24 protein-coding genes are annotated in these 25280 nt (G+C 72.3%); 9 read left to right on the top strand and 15 right to left on the bottom strand.

All coding sequences use genetic code 11. The features are described from left to right. Positions 1-16: 16 nt before the first annotated feature. The 5 genes from ABZ937_RS17525 to ABZ937_RS17505 all read right to left on the bottom strand — a co-directional run bounded on the left by ABZ937_RS17525 (position 17) and on the right by ABZ937_RS17505 (position 6029). The gene (locus tag ABZ937_RS17525; RefSeq protein ID WP_361692652.1) at positions 17-1540 is read right to left on the bottom strand and encodes an MFS transporter; all 1524 of its coding nucleotides are present in this window, start codon (positions 1538-1540) and stop codon (positions 17-19) included. After that, a complete protein-coding gene (locus tag ABZ937_RS17520) occupies positions 1537-2088 on the bottom strand; it encodes a helix-turn-helix domain-containing protein (RefSeq protein WP_361692649.1) in 552 nt (183 codons plus the stop codon). The genes ABZ937_RS17525 and ABZ937_RS17520 overlap by 4 nt, the downstream gene beginning before the upstream one ends. Before the next feature lie 80 nt (positions 2089-2168). Next, positions 2169-3140, bottom strand: coding sequence for an aldo/keto reductase (locus tag ABZ937_RS17515; RefSeq protein WP_361692646.1), 972 nt, complete (start codon positions 3138-3140; stop codon positions 2169-2171). 160 nt (positions 3141-3300) lie between these two features. After that, a complete protein-coding gene (gene argH, locus ABZ937_RS17510) occupies positions 3301-4734 on the bottom strand; it encodes an argininosuccinate lyase (RefSeq protein WP_361692643.1) in 1434 nt (477 codons plus the stop codon). 101 nt (positions 4735-4835) lie between these two features. Continuing rightward, positions 4836-6029, bottom strand: coding sequence for an argininosuccinate synthase (locus ABZ937_RS17505; RefSeq protein WP_361692640.1), 1194 nt, complete (start codon positions 6027-6029; stop codon positions 4836-4838). A 213-nt stretch (positions 6030-6242) separates the two neighbouring features. Here ABZ937_RS17505 and ABZ937_RS17500 point away from each other — a divergent pair, with 213 nt between their 5' ends. From ABZ937_RS17500 to ABZ937_RS17460, 9 genes are all read left to right on the top strand, one after another. Continuing rightward, positions 6243-7091: a hypothetical protein gene (locus ABZ937_RS17500; protein ID WP_361692637.1), complete on the top strand. Its 849-nt coding sequence runs from the start codon at positions 6243-6245 to the stop codon at positions 7089-7091. A gap of 102 nt (positions 7092-7193) precedes the next feature. Further along, complete coding sequence (locus ABZ937_RS17495; RefSeq protein ID WP_361692635.1) at positions 7194-7781, top strand: pyridoxamine 5'-phosphate oxidase family protein; 588 nt, start codon at positions 7194-7196, stop codon at positions 7779-7781. 3 nt (positions 7782-7784) lie between these two features. After that, positions 7785-8489 (top strand): L,D-transpeptidase family protein, encoded by a 705-nt coding sequence (locus tag ABZ937_RS17490; protein ID WP_361692632.1) that lies wholly within the window; start codon positions 7785-7787, stop codon positions 8487-8489. A 151-nt stretch (positions 8490-8640) separates the two neighbouring features. Beyond that, positions 8641-10023 (top strand): ferredoxin reductase family protein, encoded by a 1383-nt coding sequence (locus tag ABZ937_RS17485; RefSeq protein ID WP_361692629.1) that lies wholly within the window; start codon positions 8641-8643, stop codon positions 10021-10023. Positions 10024-10039: 16 nt separating this feature from the next. Continuing rightward, positions 10040-10810 carry an FMN-binding protein gene (locus ABZ937_RS17480; RefSeq protein WP_361692626.1) on the top strand — a complete coding sequence of 257 codons (771 nt, stop codon included), beginning with the start codon at positions 10040-10042 and terminating at the stop codon, positions 10808-10810. A 4-nt stretch (positions 10811-10814) separates the two neighbouring features. Next, positions 10815-11606, top strand: a complete 792-nt coding sequence (locus tag ABZ937_RS17475; RefSeq protein ID WP_361692881.1) for an FAD:protein FMN transferase — start codon at positions 10815-10817, stop codon at positions 11604-11606. Positions 11607-11746: 140 nt separating this feature from the next. Continuing rightward, positions 11747-11926 (top strand): hypothetical protein, encoded by a 180-nt coding sequence (locus tag ABZ937_RS17470; protein ID WP_361692623.1) that lies wholly within the window; start codon positions 11747-11749, stop codon positions 11924-11926. A 90-nt stretch (positions 11927-12016) separates the two neighbouring features. Further along, the gene (locus tag ABZ937_RS17465) at positions 12017-13831 is read left to right on the top strand and encodes an ABC transporter ATP-binding protein (protein ID WP_361692620.1); all 1815 of its coding nucleotides are present in this window, start codon (positions 12017-12019) and stop codon (positions 13829-13831) included. After that, a complete protein-coding gene (locus ABZ937_RS17460; RefSeq protein ID WP_361692617.1) occupies positions 13828-14754 on the top strand; it encodes a serine/threonine-protein kinase in 927 nt (308 codons plus the stop codon). Before ABZ937_RS17465 ends, ABZ937_RS17460 begins: the two co-directional genes overlap by 4 nt. On the opposite strand, the gene ABZ937_RS17455 is transcribed toward ABZ937_RS17460, so the two are convergent. The 10 genes from ABZ937_RS17455 to ABZ937_RS17410 all read right to left on the bottom strand — a co-directional run bounded on the left by ABZ937_RS17455 (position 14738) and on the right by ABZ937_RS17410 (position 25006). Beyond that, a complete protein-coding gene (locus ABZ937_RS17455) occupies positions 14738-15508 on the bottom strand; it encodes a hypothetical protein (protein WP_361692614.1) in 771 nt (256 codons plus the stop codon). The two genes, ABZ937_RS17460 and ABZ937_RS17455, sit on opposite strands and share 17 nt — an antisense overlap. Then, a complete protein-coding gene (locus tag ABZ937_RS17450) occupies positions 15498-16085 on the bottom strand; it encodes a sigma-70 family RNA polymerase sigma factor (protein WP_361692611.1) in 588 nt (195 codons plus the stop codon). The genes ABZ937_RS17455 and ABZ937_RS17450 overlap by 11 nt, the downstream gene beginning before the upstream one ends. Positions 16086-16194: 109 nt before the next feature. Then, positions 16195-16740 carry an arginine repressor gene (locus ABZ937_RS17445; protein ID WP_361692608.1) on the bottom strand — a complete coding sequence of 182 codons (546 nt, stop codon included), beginning with the start codon at positions 16738-16740 and terminating at the stop codon, positions 16195-16197. A 7-nt stretch (positions 16741-16747) separates the two neighbouring features. Next, positions 16748-17953, bottom strand: coding sequence for an acetylornithine transaminase (locus tag ABZ937_RS17440; protein ID WP_361692605.1), 1206 nt, complete (start codon positions 17951-17953; stop codon positions 16748-16750). Then, entirely contained in the window at positions 17950-18855 is a 906-nt protein-coding gene (gene argB, locus ABZ937_RS17435; protein WP_361692602.1) for an acetylglutamate kinase, read from the bottom strand. The genes ABZ937_RS17440 and argB overlap by 4 nt, the downstream gene beginning before the upstream one ends. After that, on the bottom strand, positions 18852-20003 hold the full coding sequence (argJ, locus tag ABZ937_RS17430; RefSeq protein WP_361692599.1) for a bifunctional glutamate N-acetyltransferase/amino-acid acetyltransferase ArgJ: 1152 nt from the start codon (positions 20001-20003) through the stop codon (positions 18852-18854). Before argJ ends, argB begins: the two co-directional genes overlap by 4 nt. After that, complete coding sequence (gene argC / locus ABZ937_RS17425) at positions 20000-21028, bottom strand: N-acetyl-gamma-glutamyl-phosphate reductase (protein WP_361692596.1); 1029 nt, start codon at positions 21026-21028, stop codon at positions 20000-20002. The genes argJ and argC overlap by 4 nt, the downstream gene beginning before the upstream one ends. Before the next feature lie 45 nt (positions 21029-21073). Further along, a complete protein-coding gene (locus ABZ937_RS17420) occupies positions 21074-21460 on the bottom strand; it encodes a GtrA family protein (protein WP_361692593.1) in 387 nt (128 codons plus the stop codon). Then, complete coding sequence (locus ABZ937_RS17415) at positions 21460-22410, bottom strand: glycosyltransferase family 2 protein (protein WP_361692590.1); 951 nt, start codon at positions 22408-22410, stop codon at positions 21460-21462. Before ABZ937_RS17415 ends, ABZ937_RS17420 begins: the two co-directional genes overlap by 1 nt. Before the next feature lie 22 nt (positions 22411-22432). Continuing rightward, positions 22433-25006: a YfhO family protein gene (locus tag ABZ937_RS17410; RefSeq protein WP_361692587.1), complete on the bottom strand. Its 2574-nt coding sequence runs from the start codon at positions 25004-25006 to the stop codon at positions 22433-22435. Positions 25007-25280: the final 274 nt, after the last annotated feature.

Genomic DNA, 25280 nt, shown 5'->3' with positions numbered 1-25280 from the left:
CACCCGGCCGGGTGGGCTACCCGGCGCCTTCCAGCTTCTGGTCCTTCAGCAGGAACCACGCCACCGCCGACGCCGCCAGCAGGACCACCGCTCCTGCCGCCGAGGCCAGGTGGAGGCCGTGGACGAAGGAGTCGCGCGCCGCGTCGAGCAGGGCCCCCGCCCGGTGCGGGGGCATGTCCGCCGCGGACTGCACCGCCGCGCCCAGGGACTCGTGGGCCGTGGCCGGGGTGCCGGCCGGGCCGGTGAAGCCGCGGTAGGCGCCCGTCACGATCGAGCCGAGCAGGGCGATGCCCAGGGCCGCGCCCAGTTCGTACGCCGTCTCGGAGACCGCGGAGGCGGCACCCGCCTGGTCCTTGGGGACGCTGGAGAGGATCACGTCGGCGGTCACGGTGAAGGAGAAGCCCGCGCCGACGCCCACGACGAGCAGGGCGGCGCCGAGGACCGGGTAGCCGGTGGACTGGCCGAAGGTGGTCAGCGCGGCGAGGGCGATGCCGACCGCGGCCAGGCCGCCCGAGACCACCGCGCGGACCGAGAAGCGCCGGGCCGTACGGCCGGCCACCAGACCGGCCGCCACCGCGCCGACGGCGGCGGGCAGTTCCGCCAGACCGGCCTCGAACGGGCGCCGGTCCTGGACGAGTTGCAGGTACTGGGAGAGGAAGAACACCAGGCCGGACATGCCGAGGACGGTCAGCAGGTCGGCGAGGACCGCCCCGCTGAAGCCCCGGCGCCTGAACAGCCGCATGTCGAGGAGCGGGACCGGCATGGTCAGCTGGCGGTGCACGAAGCCGTACAGGGCCGCCGCGCCCAGCAGGCCGGTGCCGAGGGTGGTCCAGGTGAAGCCGTGGGTGGCGGCCTCCTTGACCGCGTAGACCAGGGCGATCATGCCGACCAGGGACATCAGGACGCTGACCAGGTCCCAGGGGCCCGGGTTCGGGTTGCGGGACTCGGGCAGGGTGCGGATGCCGACCAGGACCAGGACGGCCATCACCGGCAGGTTGATGAGGAAGACCGAGCCCCACCAGAAGTGTTCGAGGAGGAATCCGCCGGCGATCGGGCCGACGGCCGTACCGGCGGAGGCGGTGGCGCCCCAGATGCCGACGGCGAGGCTGCGCTCGCGCGGGTCGTGGAAGATGTTGCGGATCAGGGCCAGGGTGGCGGGCATCAGGGTGGCGCCCGCGACGCCGAGCAGCGCCCGGGCCAGGATCATCAGCTCGGGTGTCGTCGCGTAGGCGTTCAGGACGGACAGGGCGCCGAACGCCGTGGCGCCGCCCAGCAGGATCCGCTTGCGGCCGATGCGGTCGCCGAGGCTGCCCATGGAGACCAGCAGGCCGGCGATGACGAAGGAGTAGACGTCGCCGATCCACAGCAGCTGGGTGCCGGTGGGGGCCAGGTCTTCGCTGATGTAGGGGGTCGCCAGGCCGAGGACGGTGGCGTCGACGGCCACCAGCAGCACGGCCAGGACGAGCACGGAGAGCGCGAGCCAGCGGCCCGGGCGCTTCACCGCCTCGGTCGTCCGTGCCGGCTGCAGGGTGCTGGTCATGATTCCTCTCTTCGCAGAGCGCCGCCGAGCAACAGCTCGGCGATCATGGTCGGGAAGTCCCGGGAGGCCACGCGGCCGTCCAGGGTGGCCCAGGCGCACGAGGCGATCAGCCCGTACAGGGCCTCGGTGAGCCAGACCGGGCTGAGGTCGATGCGGAACTCGCCGTCGCGCTGTCCGCGCTGGAACAGGGCGCCGATCCGGGCGTCCAGGCGCTGCCAGCCCTCGTTCTGCCGGTCGCCCTCCCACAGCTGGTTCTCGCCGTAGAGGAACGCGAGGAGTCCGGCGGCCGGCTGGATCTCGCGGACCAGCCGGCGTACGGCCTCGGCGGCGGAGCCCTCCTCCGGCCGGGCCCGGTCCAGCGCCCCCTCGCACTCCGCGATGCCGAGCTGCTCCAGCGCCCGGACGAGCGCGTCGCGGCCGGCGAAGTGGCGGTGCAGCGTGGCCCGGCTGATCCCGGCGGCTTTGGCGACCTCGTCCATGGTCGCGGTGGATTTGCGGGTCAGCAGGGCGGCTGCGCTGCGCAGCACCTGGTCACGATCGAGGGCCATGAGACAAAGATAGCCCAAGTGAGACATGAATGTCTCACCATAGGCATGCGTGACTCATCGGTGCTGGTCAGAGCGGGTGCTCAGTGCCAGGGCAGCTGCCCGCGCCGCTCCCAGTAGGCGCGCGGCTCCTCCTTCAGCGTGGCGAGCCGGGTCAGCTGGTCCAGGTCGAGGTCGACGACGGGGGCGTGCAGGTTGGAGAGGAGCTGCGGGACGGTCGCGGCGCCGGAGAGGACGACACCGACCCAGGGCTGGCGCAGGATCCAGGCGAGGGCGACGGCGTCACAGCCGAGTCCCGTCGCGGCGGCCACGGCCTTCAGCGCGTCGGGGGCGTGCGGTTCGGCCAGCCGGCCGTTCGCCATGCCCTCCTTGACGATCACGGTGAGCCCGGCGTCGTGCGCCTCGGCGAGAGCGGGGCCGGCCGAGGCCTCCAGGGCGTTGTACGTCGACTGGACGGTACGGAACAGGGGCTCGCCGTCGACCGTGACGGCCAGGGCGGCGCGGATCGCGTCGGCCTGGGCGGGGCCGCTGGTGGAGAAGCCGATGGTCAGACCGCCGGCGGCGGCCTGAGCCAGCCTGGCGTGGAGGTCCTTGTCGGTGAGGGCCGGGCTGTCCGGGGTCACCGAGTGGATCTGGTAGAGGTCGAGCCGGTCGCCGAGCAGGGCGTCGGTCTCGGCGCGCTGCCGGTCGTAGGCGGCGAGGCTGTGGTCCTTGACCTCGTGCGTCTCGGCGTCCGCCGACCAGCCCGCGGTGTAGGTGTAGCCCCATTTGCTGCCGATGACCACGTCGTCGATGCCGGGGTTTGCGTCGAGCCAGTCGGCGAGGAACTCCTCGGAGCGGCCGTAGGAGCGGGCGGCGTCGAAGTAGCGGACGCCCTGGGCGTAGGCGGCGTCGAGGAGTTCGTGGGTACGGGCGCGGAGGGCTTCGGCGCTGCGGTTCTCTCCGAGGTCTTCGTCGCGGCCGAGGTTGATGTAGCCGGGGCGGCCCACCGCGGCGAGGCCCAGGCCGATGTGGCAGGTGGGCGTGGTTGCTGTTGCCAGTCGGGCGAAGGGCATCGCGGGCTCCGTCGGGTCGGCTCCGTGAGGGCTTCGACCAACGTAACCCGTGATGACCTTCGGGTCCGCCTGACAACTCGGTTCGTGCGGCGTCGTGGCGGCCGCGGGTTCATCGTGGCTTGTCGCGCAGTTCCCCGCGCCCCTGACGGGGCGCCCCGCCTCAGCTCTTCTTCTTCGCTTCCGCCCACTCGTGCTGAGCGGCTACGTCCGCCTTGACCTCCGTCAGCTGTACGGCCACCGCGCTCGGCGCCGTACCGCCCCGTCCGTTGCGGGAGGCCAGGGCGCCGGGGACGTTGAGGACCGACCGCACCTCGGGGGTGAGATGCGGGGAGATCTTCGCGAACTGCTCGTCCGTGAGGTCGTCCAGTTCCTTGCCCTCGGCCTCGGCGACCTTGACGCACTCCCCCGCGACCTCGTGCGCCACCCGGAACGGCACGCCCTGCTTGACCAGCCACTCGGCGATGTCGGTGGCGAGCGAGAAGCCGGCCGGGGCCAGTTCCGTCATGCGCTCGCGGTTGACGGTGAGCGTGGCGATCATGCCGGTGAAGGCCGGGAGCAGCACCTCCAGCTGGTCGCAGGAGTCGAAGACCGGCTCCTTGTCCTCCTGGAGGTCGCGGTTGTAGGCCAGCGGCAGGGCCTTGAGGGTGGCCAGCAGGCCCGTCAGGTTGCCGATCAGGCGGCCGGACTTGCCCCGGGCCAGCTCCGCGATGTCCGGGTTCTTCTTCTGCGGCATGATCGACGAGCCCGTGGAGAACGCGTCGTGGAGGGTGACGAAGGAGAACTCCTTCGTGTTCCAGATGATGATCTCCTCGGCGATCCGGGAGAGGTTCACGCCGATCATCGCGGTGATGAAGGCGAACTCCGCCACGAAGTCACGGGAGGCCGTGCCGTCGATGGAGTTGCCGACGCTGCCGTGTTCGAAGCCGAGGTCCTTGGCCACCGCCTCCGGGTCCAGGCCGAGGGAGGAGCCCGCGAGGGCGCCCGAGCCGTAGGGCGAAACGGCCGTCCGCTCGTCCCACTGGCGCAGCCGCTCGGCGTCCCGGGAGAGGGACTGGACGTGGGCCAGGACATGGTGGGCGAAGAGCACCGGCTGGGCGTGCTGGAGGTGGGTGCGGCCGGGCATCGCCACGTCCGGGTGGGCCTCGGCCAGGCCGATCAGCGCGTCCTGGAGGCCGGCGATCAGTCCGCCGATGATCCGGGCGTGGTCGCGCAGGTACATCCGGAAGAGGGTGGCGACCTGGTCGTTGCGGGACCGGCCGGCGCGCAGTTTGCCGCCGAGGTCGGGGCCGAGGCGCTCCAGGAGGCCGCGCTCCAGGGCGGTGTGGACGTCCTCGTCGGCGATGGTGCCCACGAAGGTGCCGGCGGTGACGTCCGCCTCCAGCCGGTCGAGCCCGGCGATCATCCGCTCCAGCTCGTCCGCGGTGAGGAGGCCCGCCTTGTGCAGCACGCGCGCGTGGGCACGCGAACCGGCGATGTCGTACGGCGCGAGCCGCCAGTCGAAGTGGACGGACGCGGACAGCTTCGCCAGGGCCTCGGCGGGACCGTCGGCGAAACGGCCGCCCCAGAGCCGTACGTCACCGCTGTTGCTGCTCACTTGCGTTGCTCCTCGAAGCTCTTGGTGTGCCACCGCCTCCCCACCCTTCCAGGCGGGGAGGCGGCTGTCAGGCTGATGCGGGCGAGGTGAACCCCTGCGTGTTACGCCAGGTCCCGCTTGGCGGCGATCTTCGACGACAGGCTGTAGATGTCGATGAAGCCCTTGGCCGCCGACTGGTCGAACGTGTCGCCGGTGTCGTAGGTGGCGAGGTTGAAGTCGTACAGCGACTCCTCCGAGCGCCGGCCGGTGACGACCGCGCGGCCGCCGTGCAGGGTCATCCGGACGTCGCCGGTGACGTGCTGGTTGGCCTCGTCGATGAAGCCGTCCAGGGCGCGCTTGAGCGGGGAGAACCACTGGCCGTCGTAGACCAGTTCGCCCCAGCGCTGCTCGACCTGCCGCTTGTAGCGGGCCAGCTCGCGCTCGACGGTGACGTTCTCCAGCTCCTGGTGGGCCGTGATGAGCGCGATCGCGCCCGGGGCCTCGTACACCTCGCGGGACTTGATGCCGACGAGGCGGTCCTCGACCATGTCGATCCGGCCGATACCCTGGGCGCCGGCGCGCTCGTTGAGCTGCTGGATGGCCTGGAGGACGGTGACGGGCTTGCCGTCGACGGCGACCGGGACGCCCTCCTTGAAGGAGATGATCACCTCGTCGGCCTCCCGCGGGAGGGCCGGGTTGGAGGTGTACTCGTAGATGTCCTCGATCGGGGCGTTCCAGATGTCCTCCAGGAAGCCCGTCTCGACGGCGCGCCCGAAGACGTTCTGGTCGATGGAGTACGGGGACTTCTTGGTGGTGGCGATCGGGAGGTTCTTCGCCTCGCAGAAGGCGATCGCCTTGTCCCGGGTCATCGCGTAGTCGCGGACCGGGGCGATGCACTTCAGGTCGGGGGCGAGGGCGACGATGCCGGCCTCGAAGCGGACCTGGTCGTTGCCCTTGCCGGTGCAGCCGTGGGCGACCGTGGTGGCGCCGTGCTTCTTGGCGGCGGCGACCAGGTGCTTGACGATCGTCGGCCGGGAGAGGGCGGAGACCAGCGGGTAGCGGTCCATGTAGAGGGCGTTGGCCTTGATCGCCGGGAGGCAGTACTCGTCGGCGAACTCGTCCTTGGCGTCCGCGACCTCGGCCTCGACGGCGCCGCACGCGAGGGCGCGCTTACGGATGACGTCCAGGTCCTCGCCGCCCTGGCCGACGTCGACCGCAACGGCGATGACCTCGGCGCCCGTCTCCTCGGCGATCCAGCCGATGGCGACGGAGGTGTCCAGACCGCCTGAGTAGGCGAGTACGACGCGCTCGGTCACGGGTTTCTCCTCACAGTGCATTCGCTGACATGCATGAGTATGCAGGGTTCTGCATGATTCGTCAATCGACCCGAGGATCGGTCGTCCATCAGCCGGTGAGTGATCGGAATCCCGGAGACCTTTGAACGCGGGAAACCGCTTTCCCGTATATCCCGCCGACGCAGGCGCCGCGTCGACGACTCAGGACCCTTCCGACCCAAGTGAGGCTTCCGCATGTCCAGGGCTCTTCCGAAGTACAACAAGCGTCGCGTGGCGGTCATCGGCGGCGCCGCCGCCGTGGTGCTGTCCGGCGCGGTGATCGCGGGCTCCGCACTCGCCGGCACCCCCGCGAAGAGCAGCGGCGCCACCGACGCCCGTACCCTCGCCGACCCCGGCACGATCAGCTGCCCGGACGTCGCCTCGAAGCTGCCCGCCGTGCCCGCCTCCGCGAAGGCCGAGGTCGACCGCAACCTCGCCCTCCTGCAGACCCAGATCCAGGAGGCGAACAAGCGACTGAAGGACACCGTCGGCCAGGGCGGCCCCAACTTCGTCAACAACGCGATCCTCGGCCCGCTCAAGGACAAGCGGGTGTCGACCGTCAACCGCATCGCCACGGCGATCGGGCGTACGGCGGCCAAGCCGACCGGACTGGACGCGCTGGCACCCTGCACCCTGAGCGGGGGCGCGAACACGGGCGGCGGCCAGGCGCCCGCCACCACCGCCCCGAGCACAGCCGCGACCCAGCAGTCGGGCACGGGCGCCGGCACGGCGGCCGGCGGGAACACCGGGGCCGGCACGATCAGCTGCCCGGACGTCGCCTCGAAGCTGCCCGCCGTGCCCGCCTCCGCGAAGGCCGAGGTCGACCGCAACCTCGCCCTCCTCCAGACCCAGATCCAGGAAGCGAACAAGCGACTGAAGGACACCGTCGGCCAGGGCGGCCCCAACTTCGTCAACAACGCGATCCTCGGCCCGCTCAAGGACAAGCGCGCCTCCACCATCGACCGCATCGCCCTCTCCATCGGCCGCACCGGCACCAAGCCGACCGGCCTGGACTCCCTGGCCGCCTGCACGCTCACGAAGTGAGGTAGCGGGCCATCGTGGCCGCCCCGCCGAACGCCGACCGGGGCGGCCACGACAAACAGTTCGTCAGACAAACGAAAGAGTTGGGTGCGATACTCGGCGGACATGGGAAAGACGTATGAGCGCATAGACGGCAGGCTTCGCACCTTCATCGAGGAGCAGCCCCTCTTCTTCACCGCGACCGCCCCGCTCTCCGGCGACGGCACGGTCAACCTCTCCCCCAAGGGCCTCAAGGGCTCCTTCGTCGTGCTCGACGAGCTGTCCGTCGCCTACCTGGACTTCGCCGGGTCCACCGCCGAGACCATCGCCCACCTCCGGGAGAACGGGCGTATCACGCTGATGTGGTGCGCCTTCCAGGGCCCGCCGAACATCGTGCGCGTGCACGGCCGGGGCGAGCCGGTCTTCCGCGACGACCCACGCTTCCCGGAACTCCTCGCCCGCTTCCCGGACATCGACCCGAGCGCGCACGGGCTGCGCGCGGTCATCGTCGTCCACGCCGAACTGGTCCGGGACAGCTGCGGGTACGCCGTCCCCTACATGGCGTACGAGGAGGACCGCGATCTGCACGGGCGGCGCTTCGCGCGCGAGGACGACGCCTCGCTGAGCGCGTACTTCACCAAGAAGGAGCACATCGCGACCAGCCTGGACGGACTGCCCGGGCTGCCGTTGCCGCTGCCGCCGTCTACCGTCTGAGCCATGCACCCCCGGCTGGTCCTCGCCCTCGTCTCCGTCTCCGCACTCGCCCTGCTCGGCGCCGCTCCCGGCGCCGACCCGGTGCCGCTGCCCGCCCAGCTGGCGGACACCGGCGGCGGCAGCCAGCTGATCCTCGCTCAGGCCCCGGACACCGGCGCCACGGAGGGCACGGTCAGCTGGTGGGACCTGCGGGACGGGCAGTGGGTCCAGGCAGGGTCCGCGCCGGCCCGGTTCGGCGCGGGCGGGCTGACGGAGGGCAGCACCCGCAAGCAGGGCACGAACACGACCCCGACCGGGCTGTACGACCTCCCCTTCGGCTTCGGCATCAAGGCGGCGCCGGCCGGGACGAGCGTGCCGTACCGCCCGGTGCGGGAGACTTCCTATTGGTGCCAGGACAACGACTCGGCCGCGTACAACCGGTGGGTCGACCCGCTGCCGGCCGACTGCCGCGCCGCGGAGTCCGAGCATCTGATCGACTACCAGGGCCAGTACGCGTACGGCCTGGTCATCGGCTTCAACTACGACCGGCCGGTCCGCGGACGCGGGGCCGGCATCTTCCTGCACGTCAACGGGAAGGGCGCGACCGCCGGTTGTGTGTCGGTGCCGGAGGACGCGATGCAGCGGATCCTGCGGTGGGCGGTGCCCGGGAAGAAGCCTCACATGGCCATCGGGACCGCGAGCGGCGCCACGGCCCTCACCCGGTACTGACCCGCGTCCCGGACGTCGGCGCCCCGGCCCGGTACCGACCCCCGTCCCGGGCGTCGGCGCTCCGGCCCGCGCCGGACTCCGCGGGCCTCTGAACACTCAGCGCATGCGGCACGTATCTGTGGGCCAAGGGTCAAGTCCCCACGGAGGAACCGTGACCACCACGCTCGCAGGCGGACGTGCCGCCCGCCGACAGACGATGCGCCGCATCCGCCCGCGCCGCTCCCCGGCCGTCCCGCTGCTGCTCGCCCTCTGGGCGGGCGCGGCGGCCGTGCTGTGGCTCTGGTGGCACAACACCCCCTCCATCGCCGACGACACCGGCCGGATCCTCGGCGCGGGCCGGATCACCGGCCTGCTCGCCGGCTATCTGATGGCGCTGGTCGTGCTCCAGATGGCGCGCGTCCCGGCGCTGGAGCGCCGGGTCGGCTCCGACCGGGTGGCCCGCTGGCACGCGATGACCGGCCGGTACACGCTCTGCCTGATCGTCGCGCACGTCTTCCTCACCATGTGGGGGTACGCGCGCCAGGCCGGCAAGTCGCTCGGCGACATCGTGCAGCAGACCATCGACTCCATCAACCAACTGCCGGACATGGGCAAGGCGGCCATCGGCATGGGCCTGTTCGTGGTCATCGGGCTGACGTCGATCGGCCCGGTCCGGCGCCGGCTGCCGTACGACGCCTGGTACCACGTCCACCTGCTGACGTACGCGGCGGTGTTCCTGACGTTCTGGCACCAGATCACCACCGGCAACGACTTCGCGGTGGAGCCCACCGCCAAGACCTTCTGGTACGCCCTGTACGGCGCGGTCACCGCGCTGGTGGTCTGGTACCGCGTCCTCACCCCGATCCGGCTGAACCTGCGGCACCGGATGCGTGTGGAGGCGGTCATCGAGGAGACGCCCGGCATCGTGTCGGTGCTGATCGGCGGGCGCAGGCTGCACCGGATGGGCGCGGAGGCGGGCCAGTTCTTCCGCTGGCGGTTCCTCGCCCCGGGGATGCGCTTCAGCTCGCACCCGTACTCCCTGTCGGCCGCCCCGCGCCCCGACATGCTGCGGATCACGGTGAAGGCGATCGGCGACCACAGCGCCCGGCTGCGGGAGCTGACGCCGGGCACCCGGGTGTGGGCGGAGGGCCCGTACGGAGCGCTCACCGCGCAGCGCCGCAGCCGCGGCAAGGTGCTGCTGGTCGCGGGCGGGGTGGGCATCACCCCGATGCGCGCGCTGTTCGAGACGCTGCCGGGCGCCGCCGGGGACATCACCCTGCTCTACCGGGCCAACACCACCCAGGACCTGGCGCTGTGGGACGAGCTGGCGGCCATCGCCAAGGAGCGTGGCGCCCGGCTGATGTACGCCGTGAACAGCCCGGAGGGCGAGCGGCCGGACATCTCCGCGGAGAACCTCCAGCGGAAGATCCCGGACATCGAGACGCACGACGTCTTCATGTGCGGTCCGCCCGGGTTCGCGCAGTCGGTGTTCGAGGCACTGCGCGGGGCGGGGGTTCCCGCCCGCCGTATCCACCACGAGTCGTTCGAGATGTGAGCGGAGCTGCGAAGCGATGAGGAAGAGCCACCCCCTTCGGCGGGTCGTGCTGGCCACCGCCGCGACCGTGTCCGGTGTCGTGCTGCTGCTGTCGCTGAAGCCGGCGTCGGATCCGGCCGCGGCGTCGGCGGCGGGCGCGGCCCCGCAGCAGACGGCGGCGGGGCAGGAGGCGCCGCAGGGCGGCTCGGCGGCCGGGGGCCAGGCGGCCGCCGGTTCCGGCACGGTGACCGGTGACGCGGCGCAGACGCAGTACGGGGCCGTGCAGGTACGGCTGACCGTCAGCGGCGGGAAGATCACCAAGGCCGAGGCGGTCCAGGCACCCAAGGGCGGCCTCAGCGACCAGAAGACCCAGCTCGCCGTCCCCAAGCTCAACCAGGAGGCGGTAGCGGCCGGAACCGCGGACATCGACGCCGTCTCCGGAGCCACCTACACCAGCGACGGCTACAAGAAGTCGCTGCAGTCCGCGCTGGACAGGATGAAGACCTCCGGGTCCGCCTCCTCGGGTGCGGCGCAGGCCCGGACCGTCACCGGGAAGGCGGCACAGACCCAGTACGGGCCGGTCCAGGTACGGATCACCGTCAGCGGCGGGAAGATCACCAAAGCCGAGGCGGTCCAGGCACCCAAGGGCGGCCTCAGCGACCAGAAGACCCAGCTCGCCGTCCCCAAGCTCAACCAGGAGGCGGTAGCGGCCGGAACCGCGGACATCGACGCCGTCTCCGGAGCCACCTACACCAGCACCGGCTACAAGGAGTCCCTGCAGTCGGCCCTGGACCAGGCCGGTGGCTGACACGGTGGCCGAGCCGGCGAAGGCGCCCGCCGCGGTGCGTCACGCGGAGGAGGTCATGGGGACGGTCTTCTCCTTCGACGTCCGCGGCGGGGACCCGGCCGCGGTGCGGACGGCACTGGCCGAGGCGGTCGCCGGGCTGCACCGGGCGGACGCGGTCTTCAGCACGTACCGCGAGGACAGCGAGGTCTCCCGGCTGGCCCGGGGTGAGCTGAGCGTCGACGGGTGCGCGCCCGAGATGGCCGAGGTGCTGGAGCTTGCGGCCGAGGCGGAGCGGGTGAGCGAGGGCTGGTTCAGCACGCGCTACCAGGGCTCGCTCGACCCCACCGGCATCGTCAAGGGCTGGGCGGCCGAGCGGGCCGCGCGGCTGCTCGGCGCGGTCGAGGGGGTGCTCGGGGTGAGCGTCAACGGGGGCGGGGACGTCCAGCTCCTGGGCGCGCCGGAGCCGCAGCGGGCCTGGCGGGTGGGGGTGGCCGATCCGCTCCGGCCCGGCGGTCTCGCGGCGGTGGTCTCGGCGGCGGGTACGGCGGAGCTGGCGGTGGCCACGTCCGGTACGGCGGAGCGGGGGGCGCACATCATCGACCCGCGCACGGGGCGGCCGGCCGTGACCGACCTGGTGGCGGTGACGGTGGTGGGACCGTGCCTGACCTGGGCGGACTGCTGGGCCACCGCGGCGTTCGCGATGGGGTCGCGGGCGGGCCTCGCGTGGCTGGAGTCGCTGCCGGACGTGGAGGGGCTGCTGATCACGGCGGGCGACGAGGTGCGGTGCACCGGGGGGCTGGCGGCGCGGCTGGGCTGAGCGTCGTCCCAGGCCGGACCGAGGGCCGCAAGGCCGGACCGGGCGCCAAAAGAAGCGTTTTTCAATTTTTCACCCGGAACGCCATCCGGCGTCCGCCCTGAGACGTACCCCCTTGTGAGGCGAGTTTCAGGAGGAACCGGATGGCCATCTTCAGCAGCCTGATGCCGGCGAAACACCGGGACCGCGACGACAGCACGTCGAAGCACGACCGCTCGCGGCACGGGCACCGTCACGACCACGACCACGGGCACGGCCACGATCACGGCGACCGTCACGGCCACGGCCACGGCGGCAGCCACGGTCACGGCCGCCACTGGTAGCAGCCGCTGATCGCACACGAGGCCGAGCGGACCGGGGACAGGAGGCCCCGGTCCGCTCCACCCGTGCCCCGCACCTGAGGAACGCATGCCATGGCGCACGTCCTGCGGCGACTGCTGTCGGTGGGCGACGCCTCCGACGCCGTGGTCGAGGCCGCGCCCCCGGTGGCCCCGCGCGAGGTGTTCCGGCGGTTCTGGCCGTACACGCGCGGCGGACGGCGCTGGCTCGTGCCGCTCGCGCTGCTCAGTCTGGCCGGTCCCGCCGTCGACGCCGCGGAGATCTGGCTCTTCAAGATCGTGGTCGACGACGTCCTCGTCCCCCGCGATCTGCGTCCCTTCCTGTGGATCGCCCCCGCCTATCTGGGGCTGGTCGTCTGCTCCGGCCTGCTGGGCTACGCCGACGACGTGACGTCCGCCTGGGTCGGCGAACGCTTCCTGCTCGCTCTGCGCTCCGATGTGTTCCGGCACGTCCAGGGGCTGTCGCTCGGCTTCTTCGAGCGCCGGCGGCTCGGGGACGTGCTGTCCCGGGTCACCGGCGATGTCGACGCGGTGGAGACGTTCCTGCTCTCGGGCGTGGCGGACGCCCTCTACTACGTGATCCGCCTGGCCGTCTTCCTCACCCTGCTGTTCTCCCTGCGCTGGGACCTGACCCTGCTCGCCCTGGTCATCGTGCCCCTGTTCTGGGGCGCCGCCCGGCACTTCGCCCGGCTGGTCAAGGACGCGTCGCGGGAGCGCAGGCGCCGCAGCGGCTCGCTCAGCGCGATCGCCGAGGAGTCGCTGGGCAATGTCGTCCTGGTGCAGGCGTACAACCGGCAGGCGTGGGAGGAACGCCGGTTCGAGCGGGAGAACCTCGGCCGGTTCCGGGCGGCGATGGCCTCGGTCCGCGTCGGTGCCGTCTACGGGCCCGTGGTCGAGATCATCGAGGTGACCGGCGGCCTGGCGGTGATGGGTCTGGGCACCTGGAAGCTGGCGCAGGGGCAGCTCACGCTCGGCGGGCTGCTGGTCTTCCTCGCCCTGATCGGCAAGCTGTACAGCCCGGTCCGCGGCCTGTCCCACCTCGGCACCACCTTCTACGCGGCCTCCGCCGCGGCGGAGCGCGTCATCGAGCTGCTGGACCAGCGGCCCCAGGTGGCCGAGGCCGCGCCCGCCCGGCGGATCGGCCGCGCGCGGGGTGAGGTGGAGTTCGACGGGGTGTGGTTCCGCTACCCCGGCGGCGTGGCCTGGGCGCTGTCGGACGTGTCCTTCCATGTGGCGCCCGGGGAGACGCTGGCGCTGGTCGGGGCGAGCGGCGCGGGCAAGTCGACGGTCGCCAAGCTCCAGTTGCGCTTCTACGACCCCGGCCGGGGCGCGGTCCGCCTCGACGGACACGATCTGCGCGAACTCGCCCTGTCCGACGTGCGGGAGAGCATCGCGGTGGTGCTGCAGGAGACCCTCGTCTTCCACGGCACCGTGCGGGACAACATCGCGTACGGCCGGCCGGGGGCGACGGACGCGGACATCGTCGCGGCGGCGCGCGCGGCGGACGCGCACGAGTTCGTCGAGCGGCTCCCGGAGGGCTACGACACGATGGTCGGCCAGCGCGGCCGGACGCTGTCCGGCGGGCAGTGCCAGCGTCTGGCGATCGCCCGCGCGATGATCAGGGACGCGCCCGTTCTCCTGCTGGACGAACCCACCGCCGGGCTCGACGTCCGGTCGGGCCGGCGGATCATGGACCCGCTGCGCCGGCTCATGGCCGGGCGCACCACCGTCGTCATCTCCCACAACCTGCTGACCGTCCGCGACGCCACCCGCATCGTCGTGCTCGACCACGGCCGGGTCGTCGAGCACGGCGCCCATGAGGACCTGCTCGGGTACGACGGGACGTACGCCCGGCTGCACCGGCTGAACGCGGGGGCGGTGCCGTCATGAGCGGCACCGCCGCGCGGCGGCCCTCGCCGCTGGCCCCGGGCACCGAACCGGTCCCGGGCTACGCGATCCTGGCGCCGCTCACCCGCACCGGCTGGCTCGACGTCTACGACGCCTGGAGCACGGAACGGGACTGCCGGTGCGTGATCAAGGTGGTGCGCCCCGACCGGCGCGGCGAGGCGCGGCTGGGTGAGCGGCTGCTGCGGGAGGGCCGGTGGCTGCGCGACTTCACCCATCCCCATCTGGTCCGCGGCTACGACGTCTTCGCCGCGCCCGAGCCGCTCGTGGTCCTGGAGACGCTCACCGGTGAGACGCTGTCCCATCTGCTCCACCGGCTGCGGCGGCGGCCGTCCGCGACCGATGTGGCGCTGCTCGGTGTGCAGTTGTGCTCCGCCGTCCACTATCTGCACGGCCGGGGCCTGCTGCACCTGGATCTCAAGCCGTCCAACGTGGTGGTGGAGTGCGGTCGGGCGAAGGTGCTGGACCTGAGCGTGGCGCGGCCTCCGGGGCTGGCGCCGGCGGGCGTGGGCACCTTCCGCTACCTCGCCCCGGAGCAGGCCCGTGGCGGGACCCTCACGGCCGCGGCCGATGTGTGGGGCATCGGCGTCACGCTGTTCGAAACGGCGTGTGGCGCGGGGCCGTTCGACTGCGAGGGGACGTGCGAGGGGACCTGCGAGAGGACGGAAGGGACCCGGACCGGGACCTGTGCCGGCACCGGCACCGGTGGCGCGGGCGGCCGGTGTCCGCAGGTGGAGCGGAGTGCCCCGCCCGTCGTGTCCCGGCGGCGGTTGCCGCCCCCTCTCGCCGCGGCGGTCGACAGCTGTCTGCGGGCCGATCCGTCGGACCGGCCGAGCGTCGCCGCGCTGGCCGCCGTCCTGGAGGCCGCGCTGCCCGTCCCGCGCCGCGGCTTCAGTCCTCCGGGGTGAGGACCTGGCCCTTCCGCAGCTCGGCGGTGGCGAGGACGGTGCCGTCCGGGGACGTCAGGCGGGCACTGGAGAAGTCCCGGAGGTCGACGGGGACCGGTACCCCCCAGTCGGCGCGTCCGTCGCGCAGGTGGAAGTCGCCGGCCCGGACGGTCGTACCGTCGCCGCGCTCCAGGAGGCAGGACGCGGGGCCGGTGTACGGGGTGCCGGGGCCGGTGAGGGCGACGGAGACGAAGATCCAGCCAGGGGTGCCGGGGTGGGCGTAGATCTCGCCGACGGGCCGCCCGCCGCCGGCCGGGTCCATGTCGCCGACCAGCACGGGCTCGGACTCGACCGCGGGCGGCGGCGAGGCGGTGACCTCCTCGACGGCGGTGCCGATCGCCCAGCCGGCGAATCCGACGACGGCAGCGAGCGCGGTGGCGACCGCCGCGAGCCGCAGCCGGGCCCGCCGGGCGTGGCCGCGCAGGCCCGGCCAGGAGCGGCCGTAGGCGCGTGCGGGCCGGTGCCTCTCGGACGCCGTCGCCCGCTGGGCCAGCCGGCGCGCCACCCGGGTCTCGAAGCCCGGCGGCGGCTCGCTGCCGGGCAGCAGGCCGATCAGCCGGTCGCCGGCCATCGTCAGTTGCCGGACGTACTCCCGGCAGTCGGCGCACCGGTCCAGATGGGCGACCGCCTCGGCCCGCTCCCGGCCGGGCAGCACGCCCAGCGCGAGCTCGGCGCCGATCTCCCGGAGCTTGTCGCAGTTCACGTCACTGGACATGGTCGCCTCGCTTCGGAGCCGCGACGGTGGTGCGCAGTTTCGCCATCGCCGCCCTGATCCGCGTCTTGGCCGTGCCCAGCGGGATCCGCTCGGCGTCGGCGACCTGCTGGGCCGTCATGCCGTAGATGCCCGCCATCATCAGGGCCCGGGCCTGTTCGCGCGGCAGGCGTCCCAGGGCGGCGCGGAGCTGGGCGGAGGCCTCGTCGGCCAGCGCCCACTCCTCGGGGGTCTCGGTGACGACGTCGAGGAGGTCCTCCAGGTCCGCGGGGGCCATCGGCTCCGTCCGCCGCGCCCGGACGGCGTCGATGGCCAGGTTGTGCGCGATGGTCGTCAGCCAGGTCATGACCGAGCCGCGGCGCGGATCGTAGATCTGGGCGTGCCGCCACGCGCGCTCGAACGTCTGCTGGGAGACGTCCTCGGCGAGCTGCCGGTCCCGGGTGACGGTCATGGCGACTCCGAAGACCCGGTGCTGGAATCTCCGCACGAAGAGCACGGCCAGCTCCGGATCCCCGGTGGCCAGCCCGGACAGCAGAGCCTCGTCCGGGAGGCGGTCGACGGGGGACCTGGAGCCCGACACACCTCTGTATACGTGCGACGGCCGCCAGGGGATTGCCCACCCGCCTGCCCGCCCGCCGCGGAAGATCACATGCTCATTCTCCGTCGGCGGGCCGGGCCCCGCATGCGGGTCAGTGCCCGTTCTGCGCCAGGCGCAGCAGGTGGTCCGCGAGGGCCTGTCCGCCGCTCGGGTCCCGGCTGATCAGCAGCAGCGTGTCGTCCCCGGCGATGGTGCCCAGGATGTCGTGCAGCTCCGCCTGGTCGATGGCGGAGGCGAGGAACTGGGCCGCGCCCGGCGGGGTGCGCAGGACCACGAGGTTGGCCGAGGCCTCCGCGGAGATCAGCAGCTCCTGGGACAGGCGCCGCATCCGCTCCTCCTTCGCCGACTCCCCCAGCGGGGCGCGCGGCGTACGGAAGCCGCCTTCGCTGGGCACCGCGTAGATGAGGTCGCCGTCGGTGTTGCGGATCTTCACCGCGTTCAGCTCGTCGAGATCCCGGCTGAGCGTCGCCTGCGTGACGTTCAGCCCGTCGTCGGCGAGCAGCTTCGCCAGCTGGCTCTGCGACCGCACCGGCTGCCGGTTGAGGATGTCCACGATCCGGCGGTGCCGTGCGGTGCGGGTCTGCGGCACGGCGGGCCCGGCACCGGCCGCCTGCTCGTGGTCCTGCGCCTCGCTCATCGTCGTCTCATTCTCCGGCTCGTCCGTCCCCGTCGTCAGGGTTCGCTGCGTCGAGGATGCCGGGGAGCGCCCGGAGCAGCGCGCCCACCTCGTCGTCGTGGAGATTCAGCGGCGGCATGAGCCGTACGACGTCCGGGGCGGGCGCGTTCACCAGGAACCCGGCCTCCTGGGCCGCCTGCTGCACCTGCGGCGCGCGCGGCCCGGTGAGCACGATACCCAGGAGCAGGCCCGCGCCCCGGACATGGTCGATCAACGGGTGGTTCAGGCCCTCGATTCCGTCCCGCAACCGCTCGCTCTGCCGCTTGACGTTGTCGAGCAGGCCGGCGTCGGCGATGGTGTCGAGGACGGCGAGCCCGGCGGCGCAGGCGACCGGGTTGCCGCCGAAGGTGGTCCCGTGGTGGCCGGGCCGGAGCAGTTCGGCGGCCCGGCCGAAGGCCACGGTCGCGCCGAGCGGCAGCCCGCCGCCCAGCTGCTTGGCGAGGGTGACGACATCGGGCAGCACGCCTTCGTGGGCCTGGTACTCGAACCAGGTGCCGGTCCGGCCGATGCCGGTCTGCACCTCGTCCAGGACCAGCAGCGCGCCGGTGGCGGCGGTGATCGCGCGGGCCGCCTTGAGGTAGCCGGCGGGGGGCACGACCACGCCGTTCTCGCCCTGGATCGGCTCGATGATCACGAGGGCGGTGTCCTCGGTGACCGCGGCGGCCAGCGCCTGCGCGTCGCCGTAGGGGACGTGGGTGACGTCGCCGGGCAGCGGCAGGAAGGGGTCCTGCTTGGCGGGCTGGCCGGTGAGCGCGAGGGCTCCCATCGTGCGGCCGTGGAAGCCGCCGTCGGTGGCGACCATGCGGGTGCGCCCGGTGAGCCGGCCGATCTTGAAGGCGGCCTCGTTGGCCTCGGCGCCGGAGTTGCAGAAGAAGACCCGGCCCTCCCGGCCGAACAGCGTCAGGAGCCGTTCGGCGAGGGCCACGGTGGGCTCGGCCATGAAGAAGTTGGAGATGTGGCCGAGGGAGGCGATCTGCTTGCTGACGGCCTCGACGATCGCGGGGTGGGCGTGGCCGAGCGCGTTGGTGGCGATGCCGCCGACGAAGTCGAGGTACTCCCGGCCGTCGGTGTCCCACACCTTGGTGCCCTCGCCGCGGACGAGGGGCAGGCGCGGGGTGCCGTAGTTGTTCATGAGCGCGCCCTGCCACCGCGCGGTCAGTTCCTGGTTGCTCATGACTCCCCCTCGGTCTCGTCGGGCACGACCATCGTGCCGATGCCTTCGTCGGTGAAGATCTCCAGCAGGATCGAGTGCTGGACCCGGCCGTCGATGACCCGGGCGGTGGTCACGCCGTTGCGCACGGCGTGCAGGCAGCCCTCCATCTTCGGCACCATGCCGGAACTCAGCTCCGGCAGCAGCTTCTCCAGCTGGGAAGCGGTGAGGCGGCTGATCACCTCGTCGGAGTGCGGCCAGTCCTCGTAGAGGCCCTCGACGTCGGTGAGGACCATGAGGGTTTCGGCGCCCAGTGCCGCAGCGAGTGCCGCAGCCGCCGTATCAGCATTGACGTTGTAGACATGTCCGTCGTCCTGGGAGCGGGCGATCGAGGAGACGACCGGGATACGGCCGTCGGCGAGCAGGGCCTCGATCGCGCCCGTGTCGATGGCGGTGATCTCGCCGACGCGCCCGATGTCGACCGGCTCGCCGTCGATCTCGGGGGTGTGCTTGGTGGCGGTGATGGTGTGCGCGTCCTCGCCGGTGAGGCCGACGGCCAGCGGGCCGTGCTGGTTGAGCAGGCCGACCAGCTCGCGCTGCACCTGCCCGGCGAGCACCATCCGTACGACGTCCATGGCGTCCTCGGTGGTGACGCGCAGGCCGGCCTTGAACTCGCTGACGATGCCGTGCCTGTCGAGGGCGGCGCTGATCTGCGGGCCGCCGCCGTGCACCACGACGGGCTTGAGGCCTGCGTGGTGCAGGAAGACGACGTCCTGCGCGAAGGCGGCCTTCAGGTCCTCGTCGATCATGGCGTTGCCGCCGAACTTGATGACGACCGTCTTGCCGTTGTGCTTGACCAGCCAGGGCAGCGCCTCGATGAGGATCTGGGCCTTGGGCAGTGCCGTGTGTTTCCGCGTCGTGGTCATGAGGAGTAGGCGCTGTTCTCGTGGACGTAGTCGGCGGTCAGGTCGTTGGTCCAGATGGTCGCGGTCTCGGTGCCGGCGGCGAGGTCGGCGACGATGTGGACCTCGCGGTAGCGCATGTCGACCAGCTCGCGGTCCTCGCCGACGGAGCCGTTCTTGCACACCCAGACGCCGTTGATGGCGACGTTGAGCTGGTCGGGCTCGAACGCGGCCTTGGTGGTGCCGATCGCGGAGAGCACACGGCCCCAGTTGGGGTCCTCGCCGTGGATCGCGCACTTGAGGAGGTTGTTGCGGGCGATGGAGCGGCCCACCTCGACGGCGTCCTCCTCGCTCGCCGCGTTGATCACCTCGACCTTGATGTCCTTGCTGGCGCCCTCGGCGTCGCCGATCAGCTGCCGGCCGAGGTCGGCGCAGACCTGCCGTACGGCCTCGGCGAACTCCGCGTACTCGGGGGTGATGCCGGAGGACCCGGAGGCGAGCAGCAGGACGGTGTCGTTGGTGGACATGCAGCCGTCGGAGTCGACCCGGTCGAAGGTGGCCTTGGTGGCCGCGCGCAGGGCCTTGTCCAGGTCCTCGTCGCCGAGTTCGGCGTCGGTGGTGAGGACGACCAGCATGGTGGCGAGGCCCGGCGCGAGCATGCCGGCGCCCTTGGCCATGCCGCCGACGGTCCAGCCGTCCTTGGTGACGACGGACGTCTTGTGGACGGTGTCGGTGGTCTTGATGGCGATGGCGGCCTTCTCGCCGCCGTGTTCGGACAGCTGGGCGGCGGCCGTCTCGACACCCGGGAGCAGCTTGTCCATGGGGAGCAGGACGCCGATGAGGCCGGTGGAGCAGACGGCGACCTCGATGGCGCCGCGGCCCAGCACCTCGGCGACCTTCTCGGCGGTGGCGTGGGTGTCCTGGAAGCCCTTGGGGCCCGTGCAGGCGTTGGCGCCGCCGGAGTTGAGGACCACGGCCGAGATCTGGCCGCTCTTGAGGACCTGCTCGGACCACAGCACCGGCGCGGCCTTCACACGGTTGGAGGTGAAGACGCCCGCGGCGGCACGGCGGGGCCCGTCGTTGACCACGAGGGCCAGGTCGGGGTTGCCGTTCTCCTTGATCCCGGCGGCGATGCCCGCCGCCGTGAATCCCTTGGCTGCCGTGACGCTCACGGTGCGACTCCGATCGTGGAAAGTCCCGTGGTCTCGTCGAGACCCAGGGCGATGTTCATGCTCTGGACGGCACCGCCCGCGGTGCCCTTGGTCAGGTTGTCGATGGCGCTGATCGCGATGACGCGGCCCACGGCGGCGTCGTAGGCGACCTGCACCTGAACGGCGTTGGAACCGTGGACGGACGCCGTGGCGGGCCACTGGCCCTCGGGGAGCAGATGGACGAAGGGCTCGTCGGCGTACGCCTTCTCGTACGCGGCGCGGACGGAGTCCGCCGTCACCCCGGCGACGGCCTTGGCACTGCACGTGGCGAGGATCCCGCGCGGCATCGGCGCGAGGGTCGGTGTGAAGGAGACGGAGACCCGCTCCCCCGCGACCCCGCTGAGGTTCTGGATCATCTCGGGGGTGTGCCGGTGGCCGCCGCCGACGCCGTACGGCGACATGGAGCCCATGACCTCGCTGCCGAGCAGATGCGGCTTGGGTGCCTTGCCCGCGCCGGAGGTGCCGGACGCGGCGACGATCACCGCCTCGGGCTCGGCGAGACCGGCCGCGTACGCCGGGAACAGGGCCAGGGAGACGGCGGTCGGGTAGCAACCGGGCACCGCGACGCGCTTGGACCCCTCCAGTGCGGCGCGGGCGCCCGGAAGTTCGGGGAGGCCGTAGGGCCAGGTGCCGGCGTGCGGGGAGCCGTAGAAGGTCTCCCAGTCGGCCGGGTCCTTGAGGCGGAAGTCGGCGCCCATGTCGATCACGAGGACGTCGGGGCCGAGCTGCTCGGCGACGGCGGCGGACTGCCCGTGCGGCAGCGCGAGGAAGACCACGTCATGCCCGGCGAGGGCCTCGGCCGTGGTCTCGGCCAGCACGCGGTCGGCCAGCGGCAGCAGATGCGGCTGGAGCGCGCCGAGCCGCTGCCCGGCGTTGGAGTTGCCGGTCAGGGCACCGATCTCGACCTCGGGGTGCGCGAGGAGCAGGCGCAGGACCTCTCCGCCCGCGTATCCGCTCGCTCCGGCCACCGCCGCACGTACTGCCATGTCCATCCTCCTCTGGATGGCATGACTATACGTATCGCTGCACGTTTATGCAATCGACTTGGGGAGCATCACCCAGCGGGAGACGACGAAGGTGACCGGGATGGCCGCGGCGGAGGCGAGCAGCGGGGCGAACCGGCTGCCGGCGTGCAGGACGTCGACGATCACGTACACCCCGGCCGTGGTGATCACGAAGTTGGTGACGTTGGTCAGCGGGAACAGCAGGAATTTCCGCCAGGTGGGACGGGTCCGGTAGGTGAAGCGCGCGTTCAGGAAAAAGGATCCGATCATGCTGAGCACAAATGCCAGGACGTGCGCGGCCAGGTAAGGAAAAGCGGTCAGAAACAAGAGGTAAAGACAGTAGTAGGTGGCCGTGTTGATCACACCGACCGCGGCGAAGGTGAGAATCTGCCGCGACATCGCAGGATTCGGCATCAGGGGATGAGGTCTTTCGTCCGTTCCACGTTGGTCGCCTTCACCAGGAAGTGCGGGCGCCCCTTCACCTCGTAGTAGATGCGGCCGGTGTACTCCCCGATGACTCCCAGCATGACCATCTGGACGCCCGAGAGGGCGGTCACGGCGGTGATGATGGTCACATAGCCGGGGGTCTGGACGCCGTTGACGAGCGCGGCGCCCACGATCCAGGCGGTGTAGAGGCCCGCGCACAGCAGCAGGCCGACGCCCAGCCAGAGCGCGGCGCGCAGCGGGCGGTTGTTGAAGGAGAGCAGGCCGTCGAGGCCGTAGTTGAGCAGGCCGCGCAGGTTCCAGGAGCTGCGGCCGGCCTCGCGGGCGGCGTTCCGGTACGCGAAGGTGACGCTCGGGAAGCCCACCCAGGCGAACAGTCCCTTGGAGAAGCGGTTGTACTCGGTGAGGGCCAGCAGGGCGTCCACCACCCGGCGCGAGAGGAGCCGGAAGTCACCTACGCCGTCGGCGAGTTCGACGTCCACCAGGCGGTTGACGAGCCGGTAGTACAGGCGCGCGGTGAGGGTCCGGGTGAGCCGGTCGCCGGTGCGGGTGCGCTTGGCGATGACCTGGTCGTGGCCCTGTTCGCGCAGCTCGACCATGCGCTTGATCAGCTCCGGCGGGTGCTGCAGGTCGGCGTCCATGACGATCACCGAGTCGCCGGAGGCGTGCCGGAGCCCGGCGAGCAGGGCGGCCTCCTTGCCGAAGTTGCGGCTGAAGGAGACGTAGCGCACCCGGGAGTCCTGGTCCGCCAGCCGTTCCAGGACGGCGAGCGTGCCGTCGCGGCTGCCGTCGTCCACGTACAGGAACTCCATGTCGTGGCCGAGGGGCAGCAGTTCCTCGGCGACCTTCTGGACCTCCTCGTGGAAGCGGCCGAGAACGTCCTCCTCGTTGTAGCAGGGCGCGACGATCGATATCAGCATGCTGGGTCCCCCCTGGGCGCGGTCAGAGAGCGGTGGTCACGTGCTCGCGCGGTGATGTGGTCGTGGGCGGCGCCGGGGCACGCCTGCGGCGGATGGCGGTGAGGGCGGTGAGCAGGACGAGGGTGAGCAGCGAAGCGGCCCCCACGGCCCCGCCCAGCCGCAGGCCCGGCGGATGGAAAGTGCAGGTCAGACTGGTCGAGGTGCCGTCGAGAGGGACGGCGATCAGGCCGTGGTAGTCGGCGGCGGGGTGCTCGGGGCCGTCGCCGGTGGCGCAGCGCCAGCCGGCGATCCGGGGCGCCGCGAGCACCGCGATCCCCTTGCTGCCGGCGGGCAGCCGGGCCCGTACGGTGCCGTCGGAGACGCTCACCTCGGTGGCGCCGCCGGCCTTCAGCTGGGCGGCGGCGGTGGCCAGCCGGGCGGTGTCCAGGCAGCCGACGGCGCCGGCCGGGATGCGCCCCGGGCGGTCCGGGCGCAGCTCGATGCCCACGCGTCCGGAGGCCGGAGCCGGGCCGAGCGGCTCCATGGCGGCGCGGTTGCGCGGGAACTCGAACCGGAACCGGGCGGATTCCCCGGTGCCGGCGAGCCGTGCGGTGCCGGAGAAGTGCGGGGCCCACAGGTACACCTGAGTGCCGGCCGGGCAGCGGGTGGTGATTTCCGGCCGGGCCAGGGCGTTCCCGGTGCCGACCCGGCGGGACCGGAGCGGGCGCCCGGCGTCGTCGCGCACGGCCACGCGGGGCACGGTGTAGACGCGGCTGCCGAGCAGCAGCTCCTGGTTGCGGTACGGCGACGGGCCGAAGGGCCTGGTCGCGGGCTCGCTCCGGACCGTGACCAGGGGCGGCACGTCCCGCCGGGTGACGGTCACGGGGCCGGCGACCGGGGACAGGTACTTCTGGTGCGGGTCGGGCGGGGAGTGCACCCGGGCGCCGACGGAGAAGACGACGTCCGTGACGGCGTTGTCCAGGCTCTGGACGTTCCGGCCGCGCGAGGTCCAGCCGTCGCCGAGGGCGGTGAGGGTCCGGCTGAGGACGTCGGAGGTCAGGCTGCTGTAGTACTGGGCGCCTTCGCCGCCGACCAGCAGCGGGTCGTTGCCGACGGTCTGCTCGCGGCCGGGTTCGGTGCGGTACCGGGGCCAGTCGTCGGCCCCGGCGATCGCCGCCGCCTGCCGGTCCTGCCGCGCGCCCCAGGGCTCGTAGTCGTCCAGGTGCCCGAGGCGGAGCCGGGTGGCCACGGCGGAGGTGGCGGCGGTCTCGCCCACCTGCGCGCCGAGCAGGAGTACGACGGCCAGCGCGGCGAGCCGGGTGCGCTGCCCGGCGCGGGCGAGCAGGGCCAGCCCGGCGAGGGCGCCCGCGACGGCGAGCGGCAGGACGGCCCAGGTGTACCAGCGGACCAGCGTGCTGGGGCCGGCGACGGCGACGACCAGGGCCAGCAGGGCGGTCGCGGCGGCGAGGGCGCGCCGGTCGGGGACGCCGTACGCCAGGGCGTGCCAGGCGGCGATGACCAGCAGGCCGCAGAGCACGAACGCCTGCCGGTAGGGGCTGCCCTGCGGGGTGGCGAAGGCGTGCCAGACCAGGTGGGTGGGGCCCCACTGGAGGGACAGGGCCACCGCGAGCACCAGCGCGGTCCAGCCGGTGCGGATCCGGACCGGGACCGCCCGGTGGAAGGGCAGCGCGAGGGCCAGGAGCAGGGCGGTGATGCCGACGTAGAGGGCCGGGGAGCCGAAGCCGTACGTTCCCGGGAGCAGGCGGGCGGCCACGTCCCCCGCCGGTACCGGGGCGAACTGGCGTACGCGGCCCGGGTAGGCGTGCCTGGTGCCGACGTAGATGACCGTCACGAGCGGGGCGGCGAGGCCGACGCCGAGAGCGGTGGTGAGGGCCGCGCGGCCTGCCGTGGCGAGCGCCTCGCGGCGGGGCGGGCGGGCGAGCAGCAGGCGCAGCAGGAGGACCAGGGCGGCGCCGAGGGTGGCCATGTAGGCGGTGTAGAAGTTGGCGGCCCAGGCGAGGGCGACGATCAGGACGCCGGGCAGCCGCCGGCGTCCGGTGAGCGCCCGTTCGCCGACCAGGCACAGCAGCGGCAGCGCGATCAGCCCGTCGAGCCACATCGGGTTGTAGTCGGCGTCGGCGACGGTCCAGCCGCACAGCGCGTAGGAGGCGCCGAGCAGGCCGGCGGCCCACCAGCGGCCGGGGCGGAGGGTGAGCAGCAGCCAGGCCATGGCCGCGGCGGCGGAGGCGATCTTCAGGACGGTGATCGCGTACACCGCGAGGTCGATCCGGTCCCGGGGGAAGAGGGCGACCAGCAGGGCGAACGGGCTGCCCAGGTAGGTGCCGAGGTCGGGCAGGAAGCTGGAGCCGTAGCCGGACTGCCAGTTGACGAGGAGACCGCCCTCGGCCCTGCCGTGCAGCAGGTCCCACAGATGGGCGTGGAAGGGCACGTACTGGTTGCCGAGGTCGTTGACGTTCCGGGTGCGGGGGCCGAAGGGGTAGCTGCGCGCGAGGACGTCACCGGCGCAGAAGGCGGTGATCGTGACGGCCGCGGCGAGCAGGGCGGCGGCCTGCCTCGGTCGGGATATCGCTTTCCCACCCCGTCGACTGCGGTGCATTTGCGGCGGTCCTCACAGAATGTATGCCCCATCGATTCGCCGACTTAGACGGAGCGTGATTCCGGATGGTTGTGCGCTCACCCAAAAGTGAGGCGACTTCTTCCGAATACGGGAAACACCGCGTGAATTTCATGTCCTGCCGGATAACTTTGGATTTCCGGCAGGTGTTTTCAAGGTGAACCGGACGTGCGGGCCGCGAAGAGGGTCCGCAGCGCCTCGCGCAGGGCGGCCCCGGCTCCGCTTGCGTTGGAGTGCGCTCCAACTCCTACGGTTC

It is taken from the genome of Streptomyces sp. NPDC046727 (assembly GCF_040645635.1).
Lineage (GTDB): Bacteria > Actinomycetota > Actinomycetes > Streptomycetales > Streptomycetaceae > Streptomyces.
This window is presented reverse-complemented; position numbering and strand designations above follow the sequence as displayed.